The sequence below is a fragment of the Flavobacterium hydatis genome, from assembly GCF_000737695.1.
Taxonomy (GTDB): domain Bacteria; phylum Bacteroidota; class Bacteroidia; order Flavobacteriales; family Flavobacteriaceae; genus Flavobacterium; species Flavobacterium hydatis.
Genome location: NZ_JPRM01000015.1, coordinates 138,262 through 156,060, shown reverse-complemented (window position 1 = coordinate 156,060; position 17,799 = coordinate 138,262). Strand labels below are relative to the sequence as shown.

General features: G+C 32.9%; 27 protein-coding genes. 19 read left to right on the top strand and 8 right to left on the bottom strand.

Going from position 1 to position 17,799, the window contains the following annotated elements:
- Positions 1–303 precede the first annotated feature (303 nt).
- The 17 genes from IW20_RS11115 to IW20_RS11080 all read left to right on the top strand — a co-directional run bounded on the left by IW20_RS11115 (position 304) and on the right by IW20_RS11080 (position 8,244).
- Positions 304–492 carry a hypothetical protein gene (locus IW20_RS11115; protein WP_035621994.1) on the top strand — a complete coding sequence of 63 codons (189 nt, stop codon included), beginning with the start codon at positions 304–306 and terminating at the stop codon, positions 490–492.
- A gap of 122 nt (positions 493–614) precedes the next feature.
- Positions 615–818, top strand: a complete 204-nt coding sequence (locus IW20_RS11110) for a hypothetical protein (RefSeq protein ID WP_035621991.1) — start codon at positions 615–617, stop codon at positions 816–818.
- A gap of 79 nt (positions 819–897) precedes the next feature.
- Positions 898–1,074 carry a hypothetical protein gene (locus tag IW20_RS26290; RefSeq protein ID WP_165571436.1) on the top strand — a complete coding sequence of 59 codons (177 nt, stop codon included), beginning with the start codon at positions 898–900 and terminating at the stop codon, positions 1,072–1,074.
- A gap of 100 nt (positions 1,075–1,174) precedes the next feature.
- Entirely contained in the window at positions 1,175–1,345 is a 171-nt protein-coding gene (locus tag IW20_RS26285; RefSeq protein ID WP_165571435.1) for a hypothetical protein, read from the top strand.
- Between the two features lie 73 nt (positions 1,346–1,418).
- Positions 1,419–1,565, top strand: coding sequence for a hypothetical protein (locus IW20_RS26280; protein ID WP_165571434.1), 147 nt, complete (start codon positions 1,419–1,421; stop codon positions 1,563–1,565).
- A gap of 87 nt (positions 1,566–1,652) precedes the next feature.
- Positions 1,653–1,814, top strand: coding sequence for a hypothetical protein (locus IW20_RS26275; RefSeq protein ID WP_165571433.1), 162 nt, complete (start codon positions 1,653–1,655; stop codon positions 1,812–1,814).
- Positions 1,815–1,905: 91 nt separating this feature from the next.
- A complete protein-coding gene (locus IW20_RS26270) occupies positions 1,906–2,064 on the top strand; it encodes a hypothetical protein (RefSeq protein ID WP_165571432.1) in 159 nt (52 codons plus the stop codon).
- A gap of 34 nt (positions 2,065–2,098) precedes the next feature.
- Positions 2,099–2,251 (top strand): hypothetical protein, encoded by a 153-nt coding sequence (locus tag IW20_RS26265; protein ID WP_165571431.1) that lies wholly within the window; start codon positions 2,099–2,101, stop codon positions 2,249–2,251.
- Positions 2,252–2,275: 24 nt separating this feature from the next.
- The gene (locus IW20_RS26260) at positions 2,276–2,434 is read left to right on the top strand and encodes a hypothetical protein (protein WP_165571430.1); all 159 of its coding nucleotides are present in this window, start codon (positions 2,276–2,278) and stop codon (positions 2,432–2,434) included.
- Positions 2,435–2,518: 84 nt separating this feature from the next.
- Positions 2,519–2,680 carry a hypothetical protein gene (locus IW20_RS26255; protein WP_165571429.1) on the top strand — a complete coding sequence of 54 codons (162 nt, stop codon included), beginning with the start codon at positions 2,519–2,521 and terminating at the stop codon, positions 2,678–2,680.
- Positions 2,681–2,713: 33 nt separating this feature from the next.
- Entirely contained in the window at positions 2,714–2,866 is a 153-nt protein-coding gene (locus IW20_RS26250) for a hypothetical protein (protein WP_165571428.1), read from the top strand.
- Positions 2,867–2,892: 26 nt separating this feature from the next.
- Positions 2,893–3,123 (top strand): hypothetical protein, encoded by a 231-nt coding sequence (locus IW20_RS11100; protein WP_035621985.1) that lies wholly within the window; start codon positions 2,893–2,895, stop codon positions 3,121–3,123.
- Between the two features lie 26 nt (positions 3,124–3,149).
- Positions 3,150–3,314, top strand: coding sequence for a hypothetical protein (locus tag IW20_RS26245; RefSeq protein WP_165571427.1), 165 nt, complete (start codon positions 3,150–3,152; stop codon positions 3,312–3,314).
- Positions 3,315–3,512: 198 nt separating this feature from the next.
- Positions 3,513–5,705, top strand: coding sequence for a peptidase domain-containing ABC transporter (locus IW20_RS11095; protein WP_035621982.1), 2,193 nt, complete (start codon positions 3,513–3,515; stop codon positions 5,703–5,705).
- Positions 5,706–5,708: 3 nt separating this feature from the next.
- Positions 5,709–7,004: an HlyD family secretion protein gene (locus IW20_RS11090; RefSeq protein ID WP_035621979.1), complete on the top strand. Its 1,296-nt coding sequence runs from the start codon at positions 5,709–5,711 to the stop codon at positions 7,002–7,004.
- 324 nt (positions 7,005–7,328) lie between these two features.
- Positions 7,329–7,511, top strand: coding sequence for a hypothetical protein (locus IW20_RS11085; RefSeq protein ID WP_035621975.1), 183 nt, complete (start codon positions 7,329–7,331; stop codon positions 7,509–7,511).
- A gap of 541 nt (positions 7,512–8,052) precedes the next feature.
- The gene (locus tag IW20_RS11080; protein ID WP_035621973.1) at positions 8,053–8,244 is read left to right on the top strand and encodes a hypothetical protein; all 192 of its coding nucleotides are present in this window, start codon (positions 8,053–8,055) and stop codon (positions 8,242–8,244) included.
- Between the two features lie 57 nt (positions 8,245–8,301).
- Here IW20_RS11080 and IW20_RS11075 read toward each other — a convergent pair whose 3' ends face one another.
- The 3 genes from IW20_RS11075 to IW20_RS11065 form a co-directional block, all read right to left on the bottom strand.
- On the bottom strand, positions 8,302–9,009 hold the full coding sequence (locus tag IW20_RS11075) for a tRNA1(Val) (adenine(37)-N6)-methyltransferase (protein ID WP_035621969.1): 708 nt from the start codon (positions 9,007–9,009) through the stop codon (positions 8,302–8,304).
- 137 nt (positions 9,010–9,146) lie between these two features.
- Positions 9,147–9,671: a ribosome maturation factor RimM gene (gene rimM / locus IW20_RS11070; protein WP_035621968.1), complete on the bottom strand. Its 525-nt coding sequence runs from the start codon at positions 9,669–9,671 to the stop codon at positions 9,147–9,149.
- A gap of 15 nt (positions 9,672–9,686) precedes the next feature.
- Positions 9,687–10,238: a 30S ribosomal protein S16 gene (locus IW20_RS11065; protein WP_035621964.1), complete on the bottom strand. Its 552-nt coding sequence runs from the start codon at positions 10,236–10,238 to the stop codon at positions 9,687–9,689.
- A gap of 197 nt (positions 10,239–10,435) precedes the next feature.
- Here IW20_RS11065 and IW20_RS11060 point away from each other — a divergent pair, with 197 nt between their 5' ends.
- Together IW20_RS11060 and IW20_RS11055 are read left to right on the top strand one after the other, a co-directional pair.
- Positions 10,436–10,924 (top strand): DUF6252 family protein, encoded by a 489-nt coding sequence (locus IW20_RS11060; protein WP_035621962.1) that lies wholly within the window; start codon positions 10,436–10,438, stop codon positions 10,922–10,924.
- Between the two features lie 140 nt (positions 10,925–11,064).
- Positions 11,065–11,424: an RNA recognition motif domain-containing protein gene (locus IW20_RS11055; protein ID WP_035621959.1), complete on the top strand. Its 360-nt coding sequence runs from the start codon at positions 11,065–11,067 to the stop codon at positions 11,422–11,424.
- Positions 11,425–11,540: 116 nt separating this feature from the next.
- Here the strand turns inward: IW20_RS11055 and leuB are convergent, their stop codons facing one another.
- The 5 genes from leuB to leuC form a co-directional block, all read right to left on the bottom strand.
- The gene (gene leuB / locus IW20_RS11050) at positions 11,541–12,602 is read right to left on the bottom strand and encodes a 3-isopropylmalate dehydrogenase (protein ID WP_035621957.1); all 1,062 of its coding nucleotides are present in this window, start codon (positions 12,600–12,602) and stop codon (positions 11,541–11,543) included.
- Between the two features lie 192 nt (positions 12,603–12,794).
- A complete protein-coding gene (locus tag IW20_RS11045; protein WP_035621955.1) occupies positions 12,795–14,315 on the bottom strand; it encodes an alpha-isopropylmalate synthase regulatory domain-containing protein in 1,521 nt (506 codons plus the stop codon).
- A gap of 42 nt (positions 14,316–14,357) precedes the next feature.
- Complete coding sequence (locus tag IW20_RS11040; protein WP_240478479.1) at positions 14,358–15,152, bottom strand: methyltransferase domain-containing protein; 795 nt, start codon at positions 15,150–15,152, stop codon at positions 14,358–14,360.
- A gap of 129 nt (positions 15,153–15,281) precedes the next feature.
- A complete protein-coding gene (leuD, locus tag IW20_RS11035; RefSeq protein ID WP_035621949.1) occupies positions 15,282–15,878 on the bottom strand; it encodes a 3-isopropylmalate dehydratase small subunit in 597 nt (198 codons plus the stop codon).
- Between the two features lie 173 nt (positions 15,879–16,051).
- Entirely contained in the window at positions 16,052–17,446 is a 1,395-nt protein-coding gene (gene leuC, locus IW20_RS11030; protein ID WP_035621947.1) for a 3-isopropylmalate dehydratase large subunit, read from the bottom strand.
- Between the last annotated feature and the right edge of the window lie 353 nt (positions 17,447–17,799).

Sequence of the window (17,799 nt, the reverse complement as noted above, 5' to 3'; positions counted from 1 at the left end):
ACCAATTATGTTAAAGAAAATTTTAAAGCTAGAAGGAGCTCAGGAATTGACAAGAAGTGAGCAAAAATCTATTGAAGGAGGAATTAATATTGAATGTAGTCCTACAGGCGTATGTTCAGGTAGCACTAAATGTGTGTTCGATTGTAAGCCAGTAGGCGTGTGTAGACCGAACAGTTACATTGAGAAGCTTTGCTAATATGTTAATTTGAGAATAGCAAGATTTTGTTGTTTTTAAATCTATAGACATAAGCTTCAAGTGTCTTAAAATGATTGGAGTAATGGCTAAATAAAAATCCCCTAATTATGTTAAAAAATATTTTAAGTCTAAAAGGAGCCCAAAAACTTACTCAAAAAGAGCAAAAAGGTATTAATGGTGGTGTGACTGAAGTTTGTGCTAAAGCATTGGCTGCAGGATACGCAATATTAAAAGGATCAGCTCCGTGTCCTCCACAATATCCTTTAGCCGGAGGTGGTTGTTGTTTTGCAGATTAAAACAAAACCTAAAACGCATTTAGGACTTTGCCTAATTGATAAAATAATAGCATATAAAAATCGAAGCTCAAGTTTAAAATCGATTTTTAGTATGAATAGACATAAGCTTCAAGTGTCTTTAAATGATTGAAGTATTAACAAATTCAAAAAACCGTATTATGTTAAAAAGCATTTTAAGCCTAAAAGGCGCAGAAGAGTTGACAAAAAAACAGCAAAAAGAAATTAAAGGATCTTGGATTCCACCTGAAGGTAGATTTTGCCCGAATGGAACATGTCAATATTATGAAGGTGGGCCTTGCAGAAAAGTATCTGATCAATGTATTTAATTCTGTTAAGTAATTAGACATAAAACTTCGAGTGTCTTAAAATGATTGAAGTATTAACAAAATTTAAAATTCCCCAATTATGTTAAAGAAAATTTTAAAACTTGAAGGTGCTCAGCAATTAACCAGAAGTGAGCAAAAAATCATTAAAGGCGGGTTAGCCTGCGGTGTTGATGGTTATTGTCCAGGGGCTAGTAAATGTGTGACAGATTGTAAATTTTCAGGTATCTGCAGGCCATATAGTTATGTTGAGTGCTAATGTACTAATATCTTAATAAGATTAAGAATAAAAACATAGACAAAAAACTTCGAGTGTCTTAAAAATGATTGAAGTAATAACAAAATCAAAAAACCATATTATGTTAAAGAATATTTTAAAATTAGAAGGTGCTCAAGAACTTACAAAAAAAGAACAAAAAACTATTAATGGATCAGGAACAATAGTATGTAATGGTATTGATATCCTTATTTGTTGCCCAGATGGTACATGTGGATGTGCTCCAGCAGGAACACCATGTATGTTGACTTAAGATAATAGTTTGGACATAAAACCTTAAGTGTCTTGAAATAATTGAGGTATTAACAAATTCAAAAAACCAAATTATGTTAAAAAACATTTTAAAATTAGAAGGTGCTCAAAAATTAACTAATAGTGAGCAAAAAAGTATTAACGGAGGAGCATGTGTAATTCTTTGTTGTCCAGATACTGGTTGTTCATGTGTTCCTAAAGGAACAGCTTGTATGCTATAGTTAATTGAATTTAATCAATTAGTAATTCATGACCTCAATAATCATAAGGTGATTGGGGTATTTTTTAATTTTTAAATTCATTATGTCATGTTAAAAAACATTTTAAAACTAGAAGGCGCTCAAATATTAACTAATAGCGAGCAAAAAAGTATTAATGGAGGAGCAAATTGTGTTATTATTTGTTGTCCAGAAGTAGGATGTATATGTGTTTTTAAAGCAAATATTCCGCTTCAATGTTATAGTAGTTAATTGATTTCGCTCAATTGACAAATTAGTAGTATTGAGCCCTGAGAATCATAAGATGATTGGGGTATTTTTTAATTTTTAAATTCATTATATCATGTTAAAAAACATTTTAAAATTAGAAGGCGCTCAAAAAATAACAAAAAATGAGCAAAAAGCAATTACTGGAGGTAATGCACCACTTTGTGACGATGGTTTCTGCGCACAACGTTTATTAGAAAACGGAAAATGGATATGGCGTTGTATGCCTTGCTAATCAAATTTATTTAATAATCTTAAATTAAAATATCATGTTAAAAAACATTTCAAAAATACAAGGAGCTCAGGAATTAACAGAAACTGAGCAAAAATCAATTAACGGAGGACAAAGAAATTGGGAAGTTTGTTGCCCAGAAGACGGTATTGCATACCCAGATTGCAGATATATTGAGTGTCAGGTTTAGTTTTCTCTATAAAAAAATATAAAGATGTTAAAAAATATATCAAAACTAGACGGAGCTCAAGAATTAACTGAAAATGAGCAAAAAAGAATTAAAGGAAATGGACCTGGCGATTTTATCGTTTGTTGTCCTGAAGATAATAATATAGCCTATCCAGATTGCAGATTTATTGAGTGTTCTAGATAGTTTTTATACTAGGGTTTATGAGTTTTAGGCATAAACCCTAGTTATTAAAAAAGTGAAGTATTAACGGATTAATAAAAACTAATTATGTTAAAAAATATTTTAAACTTAGAGGGGGCTCATCAATTAACCAAAAATGAGCAAAAGAGTATTCATGGAGGAATAGCCTGTACAAAAGGAAGGATATGTCCAACAGGAACACATTGTGTTGTTTCGGGAGAATTTGAAGGGCTTTGCAGAAAAGATTAATAAATATTTATTCAACATTTTAAAACTATACTTATGTTAAAAGCTATTTTGAGTTTAGAAGGAGTTCAGGAATTGAACACAACAGAGCAGAAAATAATCAAAGGAGGTACAGAGAAACCTAGAGAAGGATGTGCTGTAGATTTTTGTTTAAATATTTACCGTGTTTGTGTTCGTTGTGAGCCTTAATAAATTAATTTTTAAAAACGATACTTATGTTAAAGAATATATTAAATATTGAAGGCGCTCAAAATTTAAGTAAAAGCGAACAAAAAATGCTTGTTGGAGGAGGTAAAATCCCACCAGGAAACTGTAAATGTTTTTGCTATAATGGCGGCAATACAAAAATAAGTTCTTCTTGTTTTTCTTATTGTGCTGATGGTACAATACCAGGATTAGAAGAAGGAAGTACTGGGAATTGTACATTTCCTGGAGGTGGAGCTTAATTAATTTAATTTTAAAACTTTATATCATGTTAAAAAATATTTCAAATTTAGAAGGCGCTCAAAAATTAACTAAAAATGAGCAAAAAAGTATTAACGGTGGTTTAAGAGATTGTATTGATCCTAATACAAATCAATGTAAGTATTATAGCCTATCATGTGCTAGCCCTTGTCGTCCAGGGATAGAGCCATAATAATGTAATATTAATTAAGTTTTTGTTAGTCTGTAAAACGACTAACAAGAACTTAATGTTTTAAATAAAATTATAATTTGTTAAGTGTTAGTAAGGTTGTTCATTAAGATGATAAAGAGGAGGTGGTTCCTCTTTATTATTTTATATTCGAATATGAAATAATTAGAGTATATTGTCCTTGTAAAACAAGATTTAAAATTGAAAAAATTCCCCAATTATAAACAAGCAGATTTTAAGGACTGCGGTCCTACCTGCTTAAAGATTATTGCAAAGCATTATGGTAAGTCCATAAACATTCAAGAACTACGTGATTACAGTGAGACCACACGTGAAGGAAGTAATTTGTTGTTTTTAAGTGATGCTGCTGAGAGAATTGGTTTTAGAACCTTAGGAGTTAAACTTAATGTACAAAGTCTGGAAGAAGCTCCTTTGCCTTGTGTCCTACATTGGAATAAAGAACACTATGTTGTGCTTTATAAAATTAAGAGAGGAGTTTATTATATTTCAGATCCAGCCTTTGGATTGATAGAATATAGTCAGAAAGACTTTATTAAGTTTTGGATAGGAAATAATGCAGATGATTCTACTCAGGAAGGAATTGCATTATTATTAGAAGCTACTCCAAGATTTTTTCAATCCGATTTTGATAAAGAAGATAAAAAAGGTTTAGGATTTGGGCTATTATCGCAATATGTCTTGCGATATAAATCATTCCTAATCCAGTTAAGTATAAGTTTACTGGCAAGTAGTTTATTGCAACTTATTTTTCCGTTTCTTACTCAGAGTATAGTCGATGTAGGAATACAAAACCAAAACATCCATTTTATTTATTTAATTCTGTTTGCGCAATTATTTCTCTTTGCAGGACGAACAGGATTGGAACTTATTAGGAGTTGGATATTATTGCATTTATCAACCAGAATAAATATTTCTTTAATTTCAGATTTCTTCATTAAATTAATGAATTTACCAATTTCATTTTTTGATGTCCGAATGACGGGAGATATTATGCAGCGTATCAATGACCACCGTCGTATAGAAAGAATCCTTACCACATCATCATTAAATGTACTTTTTTCAGTTATCAATATGATAATTATGGGAGGTGTTTTAGCCTATTATAATCTTCAGATATTCTTAGTGTTCTTTGCAGGAAGTATTCTGTATTTCGGATGGATAACCTTATTCTTAAAACGAAGAGAAGAATTAGATTATAAACGATTCTCAGAAGTTAGCCAGGAACAAAGTAAAGTTATGGAGCTTATAAACGGAATGCAGGAAATAAAACTGCATAATGCCGAAAAGCAAAAACGTTGGGGTTGGGAGTATGTACAAGCAAGATTATTTAGAGTTTCTATAAAAGGATTAGTCTTAGAACAAACCCAAACAATAGGTTCATCTGTAATTAATGAATTAAAGAACATTTTCATCATTTTCCTTTCGGCAAAATTGGTAATCGATGGTCAGATAACTCTAGGGATGATGCTTGCCATAAGTTCTATTGTAGGGAGTTTAAATGGACCAATTACACAACTTATCGAGTTTGTACGAGAAGTACAAGATGCCAAAATATCGTTGGCAAGATTATCTGAGATTCATGATAAAGAAGATGAAGTACAGCAAGAAGTACATCAAACGCAAGATATTCCTCAGGATAGTGATATAATTATCAAAGATTTGTCATACCGATATTTAGGGTCAGACATTCCAGTTTTGGATGACTTAAATTTGGTGATACCTGCGCATAAAGTAACTGCAATAGTAGGAGTTAGCGGAAGCGGAAAAACTACCTTAATGAAATTGTTACTCAAGTTTTATGAGCCTAACAATGGAGAAATTAATTTAGGGAATACCCAACTCAAAAACATTTCGCAAAAAGCTTGGCGTAACAACATTGGAGCGGTAATGCAAGAAGGATTTATCTTTAGTGATACAATTGCTAATAATATAGCCATTGGAGTCGATAAAATAGATAAAGAACGATTAGTATATGCTGCAGATGTGGCTAATATAAAAGAGTATATCTCTGGTTTGCCTCTTGGTTATAATACCAAAATAGGATCTGAGGGAGTTGGTATGAGTACAGGACAAAAACAGCGATTATTAATTGCGAGAGCAGTATATAAAAATCCCGAAATGTTGTTTTTTGATGAAGCGACTTCAGCATTAGATGCCAATAATGAAAAATCCATTATGGGAAAATTAGATATCTTCTTTAAGGATAAAACGGTTGTAGTAATTGCGCACCGATTAAGTACAGTGATGAACGCAGATCAAATTGTTGTTTTAGACAAAGGAAAGATTATCGAAATAGGAAGTCACTCCGCATTAGTAGAACAAAAAGGGAATTATTTTGAATTGGTTCGTAATCAATTGCAATTAGGAAATTAAAACATGGCAGAAGACAATACAAAATTTGAATTAAGAAGCGAAGAAGTACAAGATATCCTTACAAGAGTGCCACATTGGATGATACGATGGGGAACGGTTTTAATCTTTGCAATAATATGCATGCTGTTTTTTGTTTCCTGGTTTCTTAAATATCCAGATGTTGTAAGTACAGAAATAAGTATTACAACATCTATTCCTCCTGAGAAATTGGTAGCAAAAACAACAGGCAGAATCGAAGCAATTTTAGTAAAAGATAAAGCAAGAGTGCCAAAAAATACGCCACTTGCAATTATCGAAAATTCGGCTAATTATAAAGACGTCTTTATTCTAAAAAATACTGTAGATAATTTTAATATAAATGACAGGCATAAAGAATTTCCTTTTGCTTCCCTAAACAATATGCAGTTTGGAGAAATGGAAAGTGCTTATGGTGTATTCCAAAAGGATTACGCAGCATGGAAACTTAATAAAAACTTACAACCTTATCAGGTTGATAACAATGCTCAGAAATCAGAACATACCCAGATTAAAGAGCGATTGGCAATTTTGCAGCAGCAAAAAAGTATTAACGAAAGCGAATTACAGCTTCAGAAAAATGATGTTAATCGTTTTGAAGCCTTATATGCAAAAGGAGTTATCTCGACACAAGATTTAGAAAATAAAAAGCTGAGTTACCTTCAGGCAGATAAGAATTATAAAGGCTTGCTTTCTTCGATATCACAATTAAAATCCTCTCTTATAGAAAATTCAAGATCTAGTGAGGGAACTAAAATAAGCGGAACAAAAGAAGAAGTGAATTTAGAGCGTAACTTAATGCAATCTTTTTATCAGTTAAAAAAAGGAATTAAAGATTGGGAATTAGCTTATACATTAAGATCTTCAATTCCGGGAATTGTTACCTTTTTACAAGTATGGACAGAGAGCCAAACAATAACCTCAGGAGAGAATGTTTTCTCCATTATTCCAGATACCGAAAAAGGATATATTGGCAAAGCCAAAGCAAAGGCTCAGAACTCAGGAAAAATCAAACTAGGACAACAAGTTAATATCCGATTGTTTAACTTCCCAGACAGAGAGTTTGGTGTAATTAGAGGTAAGGTCGAAAACATCTCACTTATTCCAGATAAAGACGGGAATCTATTACTAGATATATCGCTTCCTAAAGGATTGGAAACGTCGTATAAAAAGAAAATTCCTTTTCAGCAAGAGATGAAAGGTAGTGCCGAAATTGTTACCGAAGATTTACGATTACTCGAAAGAATACTGTATCAGTTTAAGAGCCTGTTTAGACAGAATTAAAATTTTTAGATTCTATTAGTCTCCACGTTTTGGGTTTGTTTTATGGCAGCCTAATCTTAGGTTATAAATGTAACAAAATAGGCTCTCAATGTTTATTGTTTTTGGTTATATATCTGTTTTTTAATTCGTTATGTTTTTATCTTTAGCGTAGCGCTTAAAAATTACTACGTAGTTTCTAAGCTCTTTTATAAAAGATGATTTTCTATTAAAACCAGGTATCTGCTGGTTTGTGATAGATTTAAAATATTCTTGCGCGAGACTAGACAGAAAGTTCAAATGTCTTTAAACGATTGGGCTATTAACGAAACAGTAAATTTTTGAATTATGTTAAAAAACATTTTAAATTTAGAAGGAGCCAGAAAACTAACCAAAAGTGAACAAAAATTAATTAGTGCGGGAGAATGGAGATATTCTGAAGCAACAGGATACTGTGTTTATCCTTTACCAGTTTGTAGTGGAGCACTTTATTCTAAACAATATCCGGGTAATTGGTGTTGCGAAAAATAATCTTAAAACATGCTAGAGAGAAAGTCCGCTTTCTCTCTGTGTTATTTTATGATTGAGTTAATTCTTTTTAGACTTTTTTCAAGCTTATCTTTTTAGATGAAAATCTTTCTCCAGCTCCACGTTTTTGATAGTGAAACGTTGTAGCGACTTCCTGTAATTACTTTCTGAATCAATTAGTGCATTTTTATTTTGATTAAATACAATGATGTTTACTCCAATAAAACTGTCATAACTTCTTATGTCTTTTTGTTTCTTTTATATCAGTTTAATCTTGGGTTATAAATCAAACAAAATAGGCTTTCAATGTTTATTGTTTTTCTTTATATGTCTATATTTTAACGGATTATATTTTATCTTTAATATTAGGTATAGGAATTATCTTGTAGTTTTTAAGCTGTTTTATCAATGACAAAATTCTATTAAAAGATTAAGTTATTTACTTAGGTTTTATAATAGGTTAAAATATTCTTGCGCGAGATAGACAGAAAGTTCAAATGTCTTTAAACGATTGGGCTATTAACGAAACCAAAAAAAATAAATTATGTTAAAAAACATTTTAAACCTAGACGGTGCTCAAAAATTAACCAAAAGCGATCAAAAATTAATTAACGGTGGGGCAGTAGGAGATTGGACATATTCTGAGCAAACAGGCTATTGTGTTTATTCAGTTGAAGCTTGTGGCTTTGGAGTTTATCCAAAAAGATATCCTGGAAACTGGTGTTGTCAAAAATAGATTCCTAAAGAATTTAGAGAGGAAGTTCGCTTTCTCTCTTTGTAATTTCTTTAAAATTTACATTTTCAAATAGAAATCCTTAGTCAATTCGATATATTCGGGAGTATAAACGTGCCTTTCAGTTTCGATAATTAATTCATCGATAGAAATCTCTGTGTTTTCAATGCGATTAAAGGCTAATAAACTACGTTTAATCTCGCTTGTAGGTGTACCTTTTACTCGGGTGATTTTAAAAGGATATAGCTCAAATTCTTTGGCTAAAGCAATAAATCTTTCCTCTTCTTTAAATGGAATGATTACCGAGAAAATTCCGTTTTCCGAAAGCAATAAATCTGCTGCTTCAACTAAATCTTCAAAAGGCATTGCATCTTGAAAACGAGCTAAATCTCTTTGCTCATTATCAGTTTTATAATCTTCGCTGTAAAATGGAGGGTTTGATACAATGATATCATATTCGTCTTCTGGTTCTTCCATGAACTCATCTAATCCTGCATGATAACAAAATAAGCGGTCATTCCAAGGGGCATTTTCAAAATTATCTACAGCTTGTTCATATGCAGCTTCATCAATCTCTAAAGCATCAATTTGCTCTGCTGAGGTTCTTTGTGCCAGCATTAAGGCGATAAGTCCTGTTCCAGCTCCAATGTCTAAAATACTAAAAGGATTATTGGTTATAGGAGTCCATGCGCCCAATAAAACTCCATCCGTGCCAACTTTCATAGCAGTTTTATCTTGTAAAATAGAAAATTGCTTGAATTGAAACACTAGATTTAAGATTTAAGATTGCTTCGCTTGTTCGCACTTTTAGGCTTGGGTAGCGAATGCTGATTTATGATTTTGTTTGATAAAATAATAAGTTCTTGTTCTCGATTAAATAAATAACCAATTAAACAAATCAACTTTTAAAGGTACATTTCAACCAAGCCTTCAGGTAAATTCATGATGACTTTTTTGTTGTCACGGTCAATTTTTACCAAGAAATGGTCAATCATAGGAATTAATAATTCTACTTCGCCATTAATAACTTCAAAAAGAGGTTGGGCGGTAGAATCATTTATAGAAGCTATTTTTCCGAAAACGCCTAAACGTTGGTCTTCTATTTCGAAACCTATAACTTCGTGGAAATAAAATTTGTTACCAGTAAGTTTTGGTAACATAGTTAGAGGTAGATATATGGCGTTGCCCATTATAGCATCGGCATCTTCCTCTGTATTCATGTCTTCAAAACGAATTCTTAAGAAATCGTTTTTGTGTAATGAGCTACTTTCAATAAAAAAAGGAACCAAGTGTTTGCCGCATTCGACAAACACTGATTCCAAGTTTTCGTATAACTCAGGTTCGTCCGTGTCTAAATAAGCCAGAACTTCACCTTTGAAACTAAATTTTTTAGCGATTTTACCTAAATAAAAACATTCTTCTTTACGCATTCTCGCTAAATATAATTATGCTTCAGTTGTTTCGTTATTTTCTTCAGCAGCAGGAGCTTCTTCAGCTTCAGCAACTTCTTCAGCAGCAGGAGTAGCAGCAGCGATAGCGTCAGCTTCAGCTTGTGCAGCAGCAGCTAAACGTTTTGCGTTTACTTCTTGTTCAGCTTTAAAAGCTTTAGCTTTAGCATCAGCTTGCGCTTTTGTTAAACCGTCTTTCTTAGCGTCAACTTTTCCAGCTTTTGCTTCTAACCAAGCAGCTAATTTTGCATCAGCTTGTTCTTGAGTTAAAGCACCTTTGCGAATACCACCTTCTAGGTGATGTTTCAACAAAGCTCCTTTGTAAGAAAGAATTGCTTTAGCAGTATCAGTTGGTTGTGCACCATTGTGTAACCATTTAACTGCACTATCAAGGTTTAAGTCGATAGTTGCTGGGTTTGTGTTTGGATTGTAAGTACCGATTTTCTCTAAGTATTTACCATCTCTTTTTGAGCGTGCATCTGCAGCTACAACCCAGTAAAAAGGTTTTCCTTTTTTACCGTGTCTTTGTAATCTAATTTTTACTGACATAATCGTATGATTAAATTTTGAGGTACTCGACCTCTGTTAATTAAGGGTGCAAAGATATAATTTTATTCTGAATTACAATTTCTATTTTGTAAATTAATGTTTAAGCTTCTATTTGCTAGTTTTTTATGGTTCTTTTAAGAAATAGATCTAATTATTTTGTTTTTTAATTGATAATTTTGCCAAAATTTAATTTGAATATGAAAAAGTGGTTTTTTCTATTACCCCTGTTTTTATTGTTTTTTGCCTGTGATAAGGAAGAAGTGGTGTCGGGTGGCTCAGCTTTTCAGTTCCTAAAAAATGACGTTTTCTGGAGAACTACAACTTATAGTGCAAGTATAGATGGCGACGGAAAACTTGTAATTATAGGAGGATTGAATGATGAAAAAGTGATATTGCAAACGGCTTCAGCAAATGTTAAAACATATTTCTTGGGAGTTGATGATGCTTCTACTGCTACATATATAAATTCATTGCCTAAGCAAGAAGTTTTGTATAAAACAGGAAAAGGAATAGGAAGTGGTCAGATTATTATAACGGAGTATAATAAAGATGCAAATACAGTTTCGGGAACATTTGCATTTGTTGCCCCAGATAATGAAGATGTTGCATCGGTAGAAAAAGCAGTCCGTTTTAAAGAAGGAGTTTTTTACAAAGTGCCAATTACGTTGGTTAGCACATCGAAATAGAAAAAATTAGAGAAAGATAAAAAAATCTATTTACGACTCTTCTTACTTTTTGTATTGATAATAAAAACATAAATAAGCTAATTTATAGTAGATTAGAAAAAAATAAGATTACATTTGTTGCATATTATAAATAAGTACATATGAATATTTTTGTTGGAAGCCTTCCATTCAGTATTGAGGAAGCAGATTTAAGAGAGTCTTTCGAGGCTTACGGAGCAGTTGATTCAGTTAAAATCATTACTGATAAATTTACTGGAAGAAGTAAAGGTTTCGGTTTTGTTGAAATGACAAATGATGATGAGGCTCAAAAAGCAATTGACGAATTGAATGGTGCTACTGTTCAAGGACGTGCAATTGTTGTAAACAAATCTGAGCCAAAACCAGAAGGCGAAAGAAGAAGTTTTAATAACAACCGTGGAGGAAATGATTCTCGTGGTGGTTATGGTGGAAACAACCGTGGTGGAGACAACCGTGGTGGTGGAAACAGAGGAGGATATTAATATTTTTTTCTACAATATAAAAAAAGGTGTCAATTTATTGACACCTTTTTTGTTTTTATATGTTTTATGGTAGAAACACATATTGTAGAGACGCACCGCAGTGCGTCTTAATATTATTATAGATTAGCAACAAGCCAGTCACCAACTTCACTGGTTTTGTATGCTTTGGTTCCTTTTGGTGCTAAATCTTCAGTAACAATTCCTTGCTCTAATGATTTGTTTACAACAGTTCTAATTGCTTCGGCTTCGTCTTTTAGTCCGAAAGCGTCTTCAAACATCATTGCAGCAGATAAAATAGTGGCTAATGGGTTTGCGATGTTTAATCCTGTTGCTTGCGGATAAGATCCGTGAATAGGTTCGTATAAAGAAGTGTGCTCTCCAACAGATGCAGATGGCATTAATCCCATTGAACCTGAAATTACAGAAGCTTCATCGGTTAAGATATCTCCAAATAAATTCTCTGTAATTAATACATCATAAGAGTTTGGCCACTGAACCAAACGCATTGCAACAGCATCAACAAATTCATAAGAAACAGTTACTTCAGGATAATCTTTTTCCATTGCCTGAACAGTTTCTCTCCATAAACGTGAAGTTTCTAATACATTGGCTTTATCTACGCAACATAATTTTTTGCTACGAGTCATTGCAAGTTCAAAACCTTTTTTTGCCAAACGTTGTACTTCGGCTCTTGTGTAAACACAATTATCATATGCGGTTTCTCCGTTGTCTTTTCTTCCTTTTTCACCAAAGTAAATTCCGCCTGTTAATTCTCTTAAGAAAACTAAGTCAGTTCCTTCAATTCTTTCTCTTTTTAAAGGAGAATTATCTATTAATGAAGGGAAAGTAAATGTTGGTCGAACATTGGCAAATAAACCTAGTTTTTTACGCATTAATAATAACCCTTGTTCAGGTCGAACAGGAGCGCTAGGATCATTGTCGTATTTAGGATGACCGATTGCACCAAATAAAACGGCATCGGCAGCCATACAAATTTCATGAGTTTCATCAGGATAAGGAACTCCTACTGCATCGATAGCGCAAGCTCCAGTAAGAGCAGGTGTCCAAGTTATTTCGTGATTGAATTTTTTTGCAATAGCATCAGATACTTTTACGGCTTCATTAATTACCTCAGGACCAATTCCGTCTCCTGCTAAAAGGGCGATGTTAAATTTCATTTTTTTTAAGTTTCTAAGATTCTGAGTTTCTAAGTTTCTAAGTTTTCATCTTAGTAAGTCAGAGTTTTTATTTATAATATTTTGTTGTTAAGGTTCAAAGTGGTAAAGGTTCAAAGGGACAAAGGCTTAAAGCTAAAATGACAAAGATTAGAAACCTTTGAACCTTTGTAACTCAGAACCTTTGTACCTTTATTAATTAGCTACATTCAGCATTTTTTGTGTGGCAATAATTGCTGCAACTGTCTGGTCGGAATCTAATCCTCTTGTTTTAAATTCTTTTCCGTTATTAATCCAAGTGATAATAGTCTCGCATAAAGCGTCAGAACTACTTCCTGGAGGGATTCGAACAGCATAATCAATCAGCTTTGGTAAAGTCATTTTTTTGCTTTTGTAGATTTTTGTCAATGCATTCATAAAAGCATCAAACTGACCATCTCCTTGCGCGTGTTCTTCTATGATTTCTCCATCAAGATTTAAACTTAATGTTGATGATGGACGTGTTCCTTTCGAATGCATTAATACGTAAGACTGTATCGTGATTTTGTCTTGATAAGCGTGACTGTCCAGAACATCAGAAATGATGTATGGTAAATCTTCTTTGGTAACAGTTTCTTTCTTATCTCCTAATTCGATAATACGTTGGGTAACCAGTTTTAAATCCTCTTGGTTTAGTTTTAATCCTAATTCCTGAAGGTTCTTTTCGATATTGGCTTTGCCAGAGGTTTTTCCGAGAGCGTATTTGCGTTTTCTTCCAAAACGTTCCGGAAGTAAATCATTAAAATATAGATTGTTTTTATTATCTCCATCGGCATGGATTCCTGCTGTTTGGGTAAAAACGTTGTCTCCAACAATTGGTTTGTTGGCAGGGATTCTATAACCAGTAAAGGTTTCAACTAATTTACTCACAGAGTATAAAGAAGTTTCTTTAATGTTAATGCTTACTTCTGGTAAATAATCATTAATTACAGCAACAGTACTTTCAAGAGGAGCGTTTCCTGCACGTTCCCCCATTCCGTTTACAGTAACATGAAGGCCTTTGATGCCAGCTTTTACAGCTTCCATAACATTTGCAATACTTAAGTCGTAATCATTATGGGCATGAAAATCAAAATGAATGTCTGGATATTTTGCAGTAATTTTTGATATGAATTCAAAAGTTTGAGCTGGAATTAAAACACCTAAAGTATCAGGAAGTAAAATTCTTTTGATGGGTTGAGTTGACAGGAAAGCTAAAAATTCAAATACATATTCAGGAGAATTGCGCATACCATTGCTCCAATCTTCAAGATACACGTTTGTTTCTATATCATTCTCTTTTGCTAAAGCTACACTTATAGCTATTTCGGCAAAATGCTGTTCAGGTGTTTTTTTTAGTTGATGTGTAAGATGGTTTAAAGAGCCTTTGGTTAATAAATTCTGAACTTTTGCCCCAGCTTTTTTCATCCATTCGATAGAAACACCTCCGTCTACAAAAGATAATACTTCTATTCTTTTAATATAGCCTCTTTCTTCTGCCCAAGAAGTAATGCCTTTTACTGCCTGAAATTCTCCTTCGCTAACGCGAGCAGAGGCAATTTCTATTCGATCAATATTTAATTCTTCTAATAGTAATTGTGCAATGGTTAGTTTTTCTGCTGCAGAAAAAGATACTCCCGATGTTTGTTCGCCATCACGGAGCGTCGTGTCCATTATTTCAATTTTTCTTTTTTCCATATTGATTTCTGTATTTCTTTTAAAGTGAAATTATAGTTGTTGTTATAATTTTCCTCTCACTTCATTTAACTTCATTGTCATTGAAATAGCTGAATTTTCGATCCAGTTATTGTATTCTTCGATTGTTTTTAATCTTAATTCGTTATCTAAATAACCTTCCTCAACCATTTGACTAGAATCTGCAACTTTAGACCAAATCCCTATTTTTGATTTAAAACCAGAATCTTCATTATGATAAGCTTCGTCTGAATTTATTTTCTCGATAGAATGAAAACCTGCTTCTTTTAATAATTGAGGTAGATCTTCACCTATCTTATTATTCATTCCGGCATCTGCCCGCCATTTCAAAAAAGTTTTATAAAATTCTTGCATGCTTTCCGGTGGTAATGGATTCCAGATTAAATTAGTGTGATCATAATCCAGAATTGATATTTGACCGTTTGGCTTTAATAATGATTTCATTTTTATTAAAGCTTCTTTAGGATTGCTTAGCCATTGTAATGTTCTGGCAGAAACGATTAAATCAAATTTTGTGTCTGGATTGTATTCAAATAAATCAACCGCAATTAATTCTAGATTAGAGACTGATTGATAAGATTCTTTGCCGCTTTTTATGAAAATTTCTGTATTGTCAATTGCAATAACTTTTCCGTTAGGGCCAATAGTATTTGCAATGTCTTTTGAAATTGAACCTGTTCCGCACCCAATATCTAAAATCGTCATTCCGGGTTTTAAAATCTGAATCAGATTTCGATAATCTTTTGATAAACTTCTATCGTCAAATATTTTTGTCGCGTTTTCGTCCCTTTTAATATGTTTATTGCCTTTCATTTGCATTAGGATTATTTTTAAAATTTATTTCGATTTCGAATTATTTTCTGAAACATTTTTTTCGGTCGATTTAATTTAGAAAGACCCGACAGGTTTCGAAAACCTGTCGGGTCTAGTAGATCGAACGAGATTTTATTAGTAAGGAAGCTTATCGGCGAAAGCCACAATATCTTCTTTGATGTTTTGTAAATAGTCAATATCATCAAAACCATTAATCATATTGTTCTTTTTGTATCCATTAATTGCAAAAGATTCTTGCTGACCAGTAGATAATAACGTTATGGTTTGATTTGGTAAGTTGATTTCTAATTCTGTTTTAGGATCAGCTTCAATAGCGCTAAAAATGGTATCAGCAAATTCTGGACTAACTTGTACAGGAAGAACTCCAATGTTTAAACAGTTTCCTTTAAAGATATCTGCAAAGAAACTAGATACTACAGCTCTAAATCCGTAATCGTAAACTGCCCAAGCAGCGTGTTCTCTAGAAGATCCTGAACCAAAGTTTTTTCCTCCAACAAGGATTTTTCCGCTATAAGTTGAATTGTTTAAAACGAAATCAGCTTTAGGAGAATCATCTCCATTATATCTCCAATCTCTAAAAAGATTGTCTCCAAAACCTTTGCGTTCTGTAGCTTTTAAGAAACGAGCTGGGATGATTTGATCCGTATCTACGTTTTCGATCGGTAGTGGCACTGCACTACTAGTAAGTATATTAAATTTATCGTATGCCATTTTAATTTTAGATTTTTGGATTTTAGATTTTAGATTTTTCTCGCTGGGATGAATTTCTAAATGCTAAAATTCTTTTGTATTAATAATGTAAATGAGTTTTTATATGAAGATTTGTATTTTAAAGTGTCATAAGCTATTCGCAAAGTGAAAATCTAAAATCTAAAATCTTCAATCTAAAATAACTCCCTCGGGTCTGTTAGTTTTCCTGTTACTGCTGCTGCTGCTGCCATAATAGGACTAGCCAAAAGTGTTCTTGAGCCAGGACCCTGACGACCTTCAAAATTTCTGTTAGATGTACTTACCGCATATTTTCCAGCAGGTACCTTATCATCGTTCATGGCTAAACAAGCCGAACAACCAGGCTGACGTAATACAAAACCTGCTTCGGTTAAGATTTCTAAAAGACCTTCTTCTTTAATTTGCGCTTCAACAACATGAGATCCTGGTACTAACCAAGCAGTTACATTATCAGCTTTTTTACGTCCTTTTACAATTTCTGTAAAGGCTCTAAAATCTTCAATACGACCATTAGTACAGCTTCCTAAGAAAACAAAGTCGATTGGTTTTCCAATCATTACATCATTTTCATGAAAGCCCATGTAGGCCAAAGATTTTTTATACGTTTCCTCGCCACCTTCAACTTGGTTGGCATTCGGAATATTTTTAGAGATACCAATTCCCATTCCTGGATTAGTACCATAAGTAATCATAGGTTCAATATCTGATGCATTGATGTTTAATTCGGCGTCAAAAACGGCATCAGCATCTGTTTTTAAAGTTTTCCAATAAGCAACGGCTTTATCCCAAGCTTCACCTTTTGGAGCAAACAATCTTCCTTCTAGGAAATCGAATGTTTTTTGGTCAGGAGCAATCATTCCTCCACGAGCACCCATTTCGATACTTAAATTACAAACGGTCATACGACCTTCCATAGTCATGTTTTCAAAAACATTTCCTGCATATTCAACAAAATATCCAGTACCTCCAGAAGTAGTTAATTGAGCAATAATATATAGAGCGACATCTTTAGGGCCTACACCTTTGCTTAATTCACCATTTACGTTGATACGCATTTTCTTAGGCTTCGGTTGCATGATACATTGAGTAGATAAAACCATTTCAACCTCAGAAGTTCCGATACCAAAAGCAATTGCTCCAAAAGCACCATGAGTAGAAGTGTGTGAATCTCCACAAACAATAGTTGCGCCTGGCAAAGTAATTCCGTTTTCAGGACCAACAACGTGAACGATTCCGTTTTTTTTGTGGCCTAAACCCCAGTGAGAAATTCCGTATTCGGCTGCATTATCTTCTAAAGCTTTTAGCTGATTAGCAGATAAAGCATCTTCAACAGGTAAATGCTGATTTATAGTTGGTGTGTTGTGATCGGCAGTTGCAAAAGTGCGTTCTGGGTATAAAACCGAAATGCCTCTGGATTTTAATCCTAAAAAAGCAACAGGACTTGTAACTTCATGAATAAAATGACGGTCAATGAAAAACACATCGGGTCCATCTTCAATTTTACGCACAACGTGCGAATCCCATACTTTGTCGAATAATGTAGTACTCATTTTTTAACTATTTTTTAATTGTAATTTCCATGTAATCATAAGAGGATAACAAAATTAGAAAAAGAAACAAAAGTGAAAATTGGCATATTTGATTATATACGATACCCAAACGTAAATACAAATTGTGATTGCCTTTTTTACAATGTGATTTGGTTATAGAATGAATATAAATTGGTTTTCCTTTTTCTTTTTGGTTTGTTTTTTATTTGATTGTTTTAATTTTAATGGCAGTAGCTTTTATTTAATAATATTCTAAAAATCAATGATTTTATTGGTTATAATTTAATAAAATGGATAAAAACGGAAATAATTATTGGTTTTGATTTCCTTTTTTAGTTTTTGAAACAAGAATT

What these genes read in the sequence shown, in the direction of transcription:
- IW20_RS11115 (WP_035621994.1), top strand. Translation starts at nt 304, where the DNA reads ATGTTAAAAAATATTTTAAGTCTAAAAGGAGCCCAAAAACTTACTCAA.
- IW20_RS11110 (WP_035621991.1), top strand. Translation starts at nt 615, where the DNA reads ATGATTGAAGTATTAACAAATTCAAAAAACCGTATTATGTTAAAAAGC.
- IW20_RS26290 (WP_165571436.1), top strand. Translation starts at nt 898, where the DNA reads ATGTTAAAGAAAATTTTAAAACTTGAAGGTGCTCAGCAATTAACCAGA.
- IW20_RS26285 (WP_165571435.1), top strand. Translation starts at nt 1,175, where the DNA reads ATGTTAAAGAATATTTTAAAATTAGAAGGTGCTCAAGAACTTACAAAA.
- IW20_RS26280 (WP_165571434.1), top strand. Translation starts at nt 1,419, where the DNA reads ATGTTAAAAAACATTTTAAAATTAGAAGGTGCTCAAAAATTAACTAAT.
- IW20_RS26275 (WP_165571433.1), top strand. Translation starts at nt 1,653, where the DNA reads ATGTTAAAAAACATTTTAAAACTAGAAGGCGCTCAAATATTAACTAAT.
- IW20_RS26270 (WP_165571432.1), top strand. Translation starts at nt 1,906, where the DNA reads ATGTTAAAAAACATTTTAAAATTAGAAGGCGCTCAAAAAATAACAAAA.
- IW20_RS26265 (WP_165571431.1), top strand. Translation starts at nt 2,099, where the DNA reads ATGTTAAAAAACATTTCAAAAATACAAGGAGCTCAGGAATTAACAGAA.
- IW20_RS26260 (WP_165571430.1), top strand. Translation starts at nt 2,276, where the DNA reads ATGTTAAAAAATATATCAAAACTAGACGGAGCTCAAGAATTAACTGAA.
- IW20_RS26255 (WP_165571429.1), top strand. Translation starts at nt 2,519, where the DNA reads ATGTTAAAAAATATTTTAAACTTAGAGGGGGCTCATCAATTAACCAAA.
- IW20_RS26250 (WP_165571428.1), top strand. Translation starts at nt 2,714, where the DNA reads ATGTTAAAAGCTATTTTGAGTTTAGAAGGAGTTCAGGAATTGAACACA.
- IW20_RS11100 (WP_035621985.1), top strand. Translation starts at nt 2,893, where the DNA reads ATGTTAAAGAATATATTAAATATTGAAGGCGCTCAAAATTTAAGTAAA.
- IW20_RS26245 (WP_165571427.1), top strand. Translation starts at nt 3,150, where the DNA reads ATGTTAAAAAATATTTCAAATTTAGAAGGCGCTCAAAAATTAACTAAA.
- IW20_RS11090 (WP_035621979.1), top strand. Translation starts at nt 5,709, where the DNA reads ATGGCAGAAGACAATACAAAATTTGAATTAAGAAGCGAAGAAGTACAA.
- IW20_RS11085 (WP_035621975.1), top strand. Translation starts at nt 7,329, where the DNA reads ATGTTAAAAAACATTTTAAATTTAGAAGGAGCCAGAAAACTAACCAAA.
- IW20_RS11080 (WP_035621973.1), top strand. Translation starts at nt 8,053, where the DNA reads ATGTTAAAAAACATTTTAAACCTAGACGGTGCTCAAAAATTAACCAAA.
- rimM (WP_035621968.1), bottom strand. Translation starts at nt 9,671, where the DNA reads ATGCGTAAAGAAGAATGTTTTTATTTAGGTAAAATCGCTAAAAAATTT.
- IW20_RS11065 (WP_035621964.1), bottom strand. Translation starts at nt 10,238, where the DNA reads ATGTCAGTAAAAATTAGATTACAAAGACACGGTAAAAAAGGAAAACCT.
- IW20_RS11060 (WP_035621962.1), top strand. Translation starts at nt 10,436, where the DNA reads ATGAAAAAGTGGTTTTTTCTATTACCCCTGTTTTTATTGTTTTTTGCC.
- IW20_RS11055 (WP_035621959.1), top strand. Translation starts at nt 11,065, where the DNA reads ATGAATATTTTTGTTGGAAGCCTTCCATTCAGTATTGAGGAAGCAGAT.
- leuB (WP_035621957.1), bottom strand. Translation starts at nt 12,602, where the DNA reads ATGAAATTTAACATCGCCCTTTTAGCAGGAGACGGAATTGGTCCTGAG.
- IW20_RS11045 (WP_035621955.1), bottom strand. Translation starts at nt 14,315, where the DNA reads ATGGAAAAAAGAAAAATTGAAATAATGGACACGACGCTCCGTGATGGC.
- IW20_RS11040 (WP_240478479.1), bottom strand. Translation starts at nt 15,152, where the DNA reads ATGCAAATGAAAGGCAATAAACATATTAAAAGGGACGAAAACGCGACA.
- leuD (WP_035621949.1), bottom strand. Translation starts at nt 15,878, where the DNA reads ATGGCATACGATAAATTTAATATACTTACTAGTAGTGCAGTGCCACTA.
- leuC (WP_035621947.1), bottom strand. Translation starts at nt 17,446, where the DNA reads ATGAGTACTACATTATTCGACAAAGTATGGGATTCGCACGTTGTGCGT.